8 protein-coding genes are annotated in these 7,815 nt (G+C 59.6%); 6 read left to right on the forward strand and 2 right to left on the reverse strand.

Features of this window, described 5'->3' with window-relative positions; translation table 11 throughout:
- Positions 1-10: 10 nt before the first annotated feature.
- The gene (locus IAI51_RS16815) at positions 11-301 is read right to left on the reverse strand and encodes a type II toxin-antitoxin system Phd/YefM family antitoxin (RefSeq protein ID WP_187679495.1); all 291 of its coding nucleotides are present in this window, start codon (positions 299-301) and stop codon (positions 11-13) included.
- Between the two features lie 174 nt (positions 302-475).
- Complete coding sequence (locus tag IAI51_RS16820) at positions 476-2,377, reverse strand: potassium transporter Kup (protein ID WP_187679496.1); 1,902 nt, start codon at positions 2,375-2,377, stop codon at positions 476-478.
- Between the two features lie 290 nt (positions 2,378-2,667).
- Here IAI51_RS16820 and rimO point away from each other — a divergent pair, with 290 nt between their 5' ends.
- The 6 genes from rimO to tsaA all read left to right on the forward strand — a co-directional run bounded on the left by rimO (position 2,668) and on the right by tsaA (position 7,743).
- Positions 2,668-4,005 carry a 30S ribosomal protein S12 methylthiotransferase RimO gene (rimO, locus tag IAI51_RS16825; RefSeq protein WP_187679497.1) on the forward strand — a complete coding sequence of 446 codons (1,338 nt, stop codon included), beginning with the start codon at positions 2,668-2,670 and terminating at the stop codon, positions 4,003-4,005.
- A 223-nt stretch (positions 4,006-4,228) separates the two neighbouring features.
- The gene (locus IAI51_RS16830) at positions 4,229-4,702 is read left to right on the forward strand and encodes a GNAT family N-acetyltransferase (protein ID WP_187679498.1); all 474 of its coding nucleotides are present in this window, start codon (positions 4,229-4,231) and stop codon (positions 4,700-4,702) included.
- Between the two features lie 102 nt (positions 4,703-4,804).
- Positions 4,805-5,515 carry an rRNA pseudouridine synthase gene (locus tag IAI51_RS16835; protein WP_187679499.1) on the forward strand — a complete coding sequence of 237 codons (711 nt, stop codon included), beginning with the start codon at positions 4,805-4,807 and terminating at the stop codon, positions 5,513-5,515.
- Positions 5,516-5,587: 72 nt separating this feature from the next.
- The gene (locus tag IAI51_RS16840) at positions 5,588-6,058 is read left to right on the forward strand and encodes a DUF1456 family protein (RefSeq protein WP_187679500.1); all 471 of its coding nucleotides are present in this window, start codon (positions 5,588-5,590) and stop codon (positions 6,056-6,058) included.
- Positions 6,059-6,189: 131 nt separating this feature from the next.
- Positions 6,190-6,960 (forward strand): SDR family oxidoreductase, encoded by a 771-nt coding sequence (locus tag IAI51_RS16845; protein ID WP_187679501.1) that lies wholly within the window; start codon positions 6,190-6,192, stop codon positions 6,958-6,960.
- 84 nt (positions 6,961-7,044) lie between these two features.
- Positions 7,045-7,743, forward strand: coding sequence for a tRNA (N6-threonylcarbamoyladenosine(37)-N6)-methyltransferase TrmO (gene tsaA / locus IAI51_RS16850; RefSeq protein WP_187679502.1), 699 nt, complete (start codon positions 7,045-7,047; stop codon positions 7,741-7,743).
- The last annotated feature ends 72 nt before the right edge of the window (positions 7,744-7,815 follow it).

Here is a 7,815-nt window from a genome sequence, read left to right on the forward strand (position 1 = left end):
CAGCGCTCCTTTAATCCTTCTTGGCATACCTTGCCCGCATAGCGTCATGGCTGACTGCTCTGGTTTGATCAAAATTGCTCAGACGCTCACGAGCTGCCGCCTCGATGCGAAGCTCCTCAAGCTCATCCAGCATTTCCTGGTAGGCCTGCACATTGATAATGACCGCTGCCGGTTGATTGTCCTTGAAGATAACCAGACGCTCAGTGGCACGACTGGAAATCTCCTTGAGCCTCGCACTGAAGCTCCTGACCATGGCAGTCACGGAAATAGCCTGGTCAGCACGTTCTAATAATGCCGTCATAATCACCTCTTGCTCAGTTGCTGCAGCGCAGAATAATGCACAGAGTATTGCGTTGAATTAAACACCCTGCAACTTTGTATTTCTTTTGACTGACCAAATGAAAATCCGCCGGGCGCCCACAAAAAAGCCCCCGCCAGCCGCAAGGCTGACGGGGGCTTTTCAGTTGAGGCGGGGTTACATCTCCACCTGCGTCCCCAACTCAATCACCCGGTTCAGCGGCAGATTGAAGAACCGCAAGTTGCCATTGGCATTCTTCAACATGAACGCAAACAACGCTTCACGCCAACGCGCCATACCCTCGAGCTTCGAGGCGATGACCGTTTCACGGCTGAGGAAGTAAGTCGTGCGCATCGGGCTGAAGTCCAGATCATCCAGATGGCATAGCTTCAGCGCCTGCGGCACGTCCGGCTCGTCGGTGAAGCCGAAGTGCAGGATCACCCGGAAGAACCCCTCACCGTGCGCTTCCACTTCGAAACGACGTGATGGCGGCACGCGTGGGATGTCTTCGTAGACCACGGTCAGCAACACCACTTGCTCGTGCAGCACCTGGTTGTGCAGAAGGTTGTGCAACAGCGCGTGGGGCACGGCGTCGGAGCGCGCGGTGAGGAACACGGCGGTGCCCTGCACGCGGTGCGGTGGTTGCACGCGGATGCTGCTGATAAAGATCGGCAACGGTAGCGCGCCTTCGTCGAGACGATCGACCAGCAGTTCCTTGCCGCGCTTCCAAGTGGTCATCAGGACAAACAGCACAATACCCGCCAACACCGGGAAGGCACCGCCCTGGATGATCTTCGGTACGTTGGCAGCAAAGAACAAACCATCGACCAACAGGAACCCTAGCAGAATCGGCACCGCCAACAGCGGCGGCCATTTCCATAGCAGCAGGATCACCGCCGACACCAGGATGCTGGTGATCAGCATCGTACCGGTCACGGCCACACCGTAAGCAGACGCCAGCGCGCCCGAGGATTCGAAGCCGATGACCAGCAGGATCACGCCCACCATCAGCGCCCAGTTCACCGCGCCGATGTAAATCTGGCCCTGTTCGGCACTGGACGTGTGCTGAATGTGCATGCGCGGAATGTAGCCGAGCTGGATGGCCTGACGAGTCAACGAGAACGCGCCGGAAATCACCGCCTGCGAAGCAATGACCGTGGCCAGGGTCGACAACACCACCAACGGCACCAGTGCCCAGTTCGGCGCCAGCAGGTAGAACGGGTTACGCGCCGCTTCCGGGTTTTCCAGCAGCAAGGCGCCCTGACCGAAATAGTTCAGCACCAGGGCCGGCAGCACCAGAATCAGCCAGGCGCGGGCGATAGGCTTGCGACCGAAATGGCCCATGTCGGCATACAGCGCTTCGGCACCGGTCAGCGCCAGCACCACCGCGCCGAGGATCGCTACGCCCATGCCAGGATGTACGATGAAGAAACGCACGCCCCAGATCGGGTTCAATGCACTCAGCACTTCAGGGTGTTTGACGATACCGCTGACACCCAAAGTGCCCAGCACCAGAAACCACGCCACCATCACTGGGCCGAACAGCTTGCCGATGCGATCGGTGCCGTGCTTCTGAATCAGGAACAAGGCCACCAGTACGATCAACGAAAGTGGCACTACCCACCGCTCGAGCCCGTCGAAAGCCAGTTCCAGGCCTTCAACCGCCGACAGGACGGAAATGGCTGGCGTAATCATGCTATCGCCGTAAAACAGCGCTGCACCGATCAGCCCCAGAATCACCAGCACCGTTTGCAGTTTCGGGTAGCGGCTGGATGCACGTCGCGCCAGAGCGGTCAGCGCCATGATCCCCCCTTCCCCCTGGTTGTCAGCGCGCAGTACGAACAACACGTACTTGATAGTGACGACCCAAATCAGCGACCAGAAAATCAACGACAGAATCCCGAAGACTCCATCGTGATTGACCGGCACACCATAATGACCGGCGAAGACTTCTTTGAGGGTGTACAGCGGGCTAGTGCCGATGTCGCCGTAAACCACCCCGACCGCGGCGACCAGCATGCCGATCGGCTTTGCCGTCGAATGCTCGGCGCCCGCCGCCTGACTACTTGCCTGAACCATCCAACACTCCTACTTCTCAGAACCGGCTTCTTGGAATGAAGCACTATGCTTTGTGGTGCAGCATGCGCTGTTTTACCTGCTGTTACAGACGTTTTGTTGACTGTAAATAATCGGTAAAGCTCAACGGCGCGAAGCATAGCGCAGCACTCGTCGCATTTCCCGGCATAAAGCTGGTCAAGTGCGCTCCTCGCCGCTAGAATTGCGCACTTTTTGATCAGAGGCGCGCCCTAAGCGCCCATCCGTCGGCTTTCCCACACGGCAAGCGACGTCACAAAATACCGAGGTTAGACATGTCCACCACTCCTGCGCCGGCCAATCCAAAGGTTGGCTTCGTATCTCTGGGTTGCCCGAAAGCACTGGTCGACTCCGAGCGCATCCTGACCCAGCTGCGCATGGAAGGCTATGACGTGGTGTCCACCTATCAGGACGCCGACGTCGTGGTGGTCAACACCTGCGGCTTCATCGACTCGGCCAAGGCTGAATCTTTGGAAGTGATCGGCGAAGCGATCAAGGAAAACGGCAAGGTTATCGTCACCGGCTGCATGGGCGTGGAAGAAGGCAACATCCGCAACGTGCACCCGAGCGTGCTGGCCGTGACCGGTCCGCAGCAGTACGAGCAAGTGGTCAACGCTGTGCACGACGTCGTGCCGCCACGCAAAGACCACAACCCGCTGATCGACCTGGTGCCACCGCAAGGCATCAAGCTGACCCCGCGTCACTACGCCTATCTGAAGATTTCCGAAGGCTGCAACCACAGCTGCAGCTTCTGCATCATCCCGTCGATGCGCGGCAAACTGGTCAGCCGTCCAGTGGGTGATGTGCTCGACGAGGCCCAGCGCCTGGTCAAATCCGGCGTCAAAGAGCTGCTGGTGATCTCCCAGGACACCAGCGCCTACGGCGTCGATGTGAAATACCGCACCGGTTTCTGGAACGGCGCGCCGGTGAAAACCCGCATGACCGAACTCTGCGAAGCGCTGAGCACCTTGGGCGTCTGGGTCCGTCTGCACTACGTTTACCCGTACCCGCACGTTGACGAGCTGATCCCGCTGATGGCCGCCGGCAAGATCCTGCCGTACCTGGACATCCCGTTCCAGCACGCCAGCCCGAAAGTGCTGAAGTCGATGAAACGCCCAGCGTTCGAAGACAAGACCCTGGCGCGCATCAAGAACTGGCGCGAAATCTGCCCGGATCTGATCATCCGTTCGACCTTCATCGTCGGCTTCCCGGGCGAAACCGAAGAAGACTTCCAGTACCTGCTCAACTGGCTGACCGAAGCCCAACTCGACCGCGTCGGCTGCTTCCAGTACTCGCCGGTTGATGGCGCACCGGCCAATGACCTCGATCTGGACATCGTGCCGGACGACGTCAAGCAAGTCCGTTGGGACCGCTTCATGGCGCACCAGCAAGCGATCAGCTCGGCGCGCCTGCAAATGCGCATCGGCCGTGAAATCGAAGTGCTGGTGGACGAAGTCGACGAGCAAGGCGCGGTCGGCCGCTGCTTCTTCGACGCCCCGGAAATCGACGGCAACGTGTTCATCGACAACGGCAGTAACCTCAAGCCGGGCGACAAGGTCTGGTGCAAGGTGACTGACGCTGACGAATACGATCTGTGGGCTGAGCAGATCTGAGCATCACCCAGTACCTGTGGGAGTGAGCCTGCTCGCGAATGCGGTGGGTCAGTTGCTGAAATTGTTGACTGAACCAACGCCTTCGCGAGCAGGCTCGCTCCCACAAGGGGAATAGTGTTGTATTGAAAAGCCCCGCTCTTTTTACGAGATGCGGGGCTTTTTTACGTCTATCGTTTGCTGAGGGAAGGATCCTCATCAAACCGGGCATAAGAGGCACACAGGCATGCGTCACCATTCGGTCATCCACACGCCGAAACTCAGCGATTATCAGGAACTGACCCGGGTCTGGGAGGCCTCGGTCCGCGCTACCCATGATTTTCTGCCGGACAGCTATATCGAATTGCTGCGCAATCTGGTGCTGACCCGCTACCTCGACTCCGTGATGCTGATCTGCACCAAGGATCGCGAGCAACGCATCACCGGTTTCGCCGGTGTGGCGGCGGGCAAGATTGAAATGCTCTTTATCGATCCCGACCATCGCGGCCAGGGTCTGGGCAAAAAGCTGTTGAATTACGCCATGCAGCATCTGAACGCCGATGAACTGGACGTCAACGAGCAGAACCCGCAGGCGCTGGGGTTTTACTTCAAGCAAGGGTTTGAGGTGATTGGTCGCTCGGAAGTGGATGGCATGGGCCAGCCGTATCCGTTGCTGCACATGCGCTTGCGCCAAAACCAGCAGCGCTCGGGCAATGGCTGATACACCACAGCTCCCGCATGATTTCACTGCCTGCAAATGGAACCGGGCTTAACCGGCGCCACACAGGTACAATGCCCACCCCTTTTTTGTTACGGCCCTGTCATGACTGACCCGATTCGCCTCTCCAAACGCCTCATCGAACTGGTGGGTTGCTCCCGCCGCGAGGCCGAGCTGTTCATTGAGGGCGGCTGGGTTACCGTGGACGGCGAAGTCATCGACGAGCCGCAATTCAAGGTCGGCGACCAGAAGGTCGAGCTCGACAAGGACGCCAAGGCTACTGCGCCGGAGCCGGTGACCATCCTGCTCAACGTGCCGGCGGGCATGGATGCGGACAGCGCGATGCAAACCCTGAGTGCCGAAACCCTCAGCGAAGAGCACCGTTTCAGCAAACGCCCGTTGCGGGGCCACTTCCTGCGCCTGACCGCCAGCACTGATCTGCAGGCCAAGGCCAGCGGCCTGTTGGTATTCACTCAGGACTGGAAGATTCTGCGCAAGCTCACCGCCGACTCAGCCAAGATCGAGCAGGAATACATCGTTGAAGTCGAAGGTGACATGGTCGCCCACGGCCTCAACCGCTTGCAGCACGGCCTGACTCACAAGGGCAAGGAGCTGCCGCCGGTCAAGGCCAGCTGGCAGAACGAAAACCGCCTGCGCTTCGCCATGAAGAACCCGCAGCCGGGCATCATCGCCCAGTTCTGCGAAGCGGTAGGCCTGAAGGTTATCGGCATCCGCCGCATCCGTATCGGCGGCGTCTCGATCGGCAAAGTCCCGGTCGGCCAATGGCGCTACCTGTCCGGCAAAGAGAAGTTCTAAGACTTCCACTGCCGCCACATATTTCGGCATTGCCCCCGCGCGATGCCCACAACGCCTATCAGGATTACTCACATGATTCATAACGACGTATTGCGCAGCGTGCGCTACATGCTCGACATCAGCGACAAGAAGGTTGTCGAGATCATCAAACTCGGCGGCATGGAGGTGACCCTCGCCGACGTGATCACCTGGCTCGACAAGAAAGAAGAAGACGAAGAAGGCTTCGTGCGCTGCCCGGACGAAGTCATCGCGCACTTCCTCGATGGCCTGGTGATCTTCAAGCGTGGCAAGGACGAAAGCCGTCCGCCGCAGCCGATCGAACTGCCGGTGACCAACAACATCATCCTGAAAAAGCTGCGCGTGGCCTTCGAACTGAAAGAAGACGACATGCACGCGATCCTCAAGGCTGCCGAGTTCCCGGTGTCCAAGCCAGAGCTGAGCGCACTGTTCCGCAAGGTCGGCCACACCAACTACCGTCCGTGCGGCGACCAGTTGCTGCGCAACTTCCTCAAGGGCCTGACCCTGCGCGTTCGCGCCGCCTGATATTGCTTCCAGCGGTGGCGACTGACCGTCGCCGCCGCTGCGCATGACCGCTCATTCCCTTCGAAAATAGTGGCTCCGCTTTTCGCGGCTGGCGACTAGGGTGTATTGATCCCTAGCCCTCAGGATTCGCCATGCACCCGTACTTTTCTCTGCAAGGCCGCACCGCTCTGGTAACCGGCGGCACCCGTGGTATCGGCAAAATGATCGCCAAGGCCTTTGTCGAGGCCGGCGCCCGTGTGTTCGTCTGCTCTCGGGACGCCGAAGCCTGTCATCAAACGGCGGAAGAGCTCAGTGCCCTGGGCACTTGCCACGGCGTGGCGGCGAATCTGGCGACTGAAGAAGGCGTACAGGAACTGGCCGCGAGGCTGGGCGAGCAGATCACCCATCTGGATATTTTGGTGAACAACGCCGGCACCACTTGGGGCGCGCCGCTGGAAAGCTACCCGGTCAAGGGCTGGGAAAAAGTCATGCAGCTCAACGTGACGTCGGTGTTCAGTTGCATTCAGCAGTTCCTGCCGCTGCTGCGCAAAGCAGGGTCGGCGGCGAATCCGGCGCGGATCATCAATATCGGTTCGGTGGCGGGTATTTCGTCTTTCGGCGAGCAGGCATATGCCTATGGGCCGAGCAAAGCCGCGCTGCATCAACTGTCGCGGATTCTCGCGCGGGAACTGGTGAGCCAACACATCAACGTTAACGTGATCGCTCCAGGGCGGTTTCCAAGCAAGATGACCCAGCATATTGGTAATGATCAGCAGGCATTGGCCGAGGACACGGCACTGATTCCGATGAAGCGTTGGGGACGTGAGGAGGAGATGGCGGCGTTGGCGATCAGTCTGGCGAGTACGGCTGGGGCGTACATGACGGGAAATATCATTCCGCTGGATGGTGGGTTCAGCCTCTGAGATCGGCGGCGCGGCCATCGCTGGCAAGTCACCACCGCACTCGGGTTATCATGCCCGCCCTGATTCCCGCCTCGACTGCAAACCATGACTTACAGCGTCTCCCCCATCGGCTTCGTGCGCTCCTGCTTCAAGGAGAAGTTTGCCATCCCTCGCCAACCGCAACTGGCCCCCGCTGCCCGGGGCGTGCTGGAACTGGTGGCGCCGTTCGATCAGGGTGACGCGGTGCAGGGTCTGGAACAGGTCAGCCACGTCTGGCTGCTGTTCCTTTTCCATCAGGCGCTGGAAGAAAAACCTCGCCTGAAAGTCCGCCCTCCCCGACTCGGTGGCAACAAGTCCATGGGCGTCTTCGCCACCCGGGCCACCCACCGCCCGAATGGCATCGGCCAATCCGTGGTGAAACTCGACAAGGTCGAAGCCAATCGCCTGTTCATCTCCGGCATCGACTTGCTCGACGGCACGCCGATTCTCGACATCAAACCCTACGTGCCCTACGCCGACATCATCACCAGCGCCTCCAACAGCATCGCCAGCGCTGCGCCGCAGTTGATTGACGTGCAGTGGACGGACGCAGCGTTGCAACAGGCGCACACCCACGCTCAGCGCCTTGCCGAGCCACTGGTGGAGTTGATCGAGCAATGTCTGGCCCAGGATCCGCGCCCGGCGTATCAGACCCCGGCGCCGGAACGTGAATATGGCGCACAGTTCTGGGATCTGGATGTGCGCTGGCACTATCCGACCCCTGAACAGATTCGCGTCCTCGAAGTCATCCCCGCCAGCGCCTAAACCCGCGCCCAATGTAGGAGCTGCCGCAGGCTGCGATCTTTTGATTTTGCTCTTCAAAAGCAAGATCAAAAG

This window comes from Pseudomonas sp. N40(2020), from assembly GCF_014472415.1.
Taxonomy (GTDB): Bacteria; Pseudomonadota; Gammaproteobacteria; order Pseudomonadales; family Pseudomonadaceae; genus Aquipseudomonas.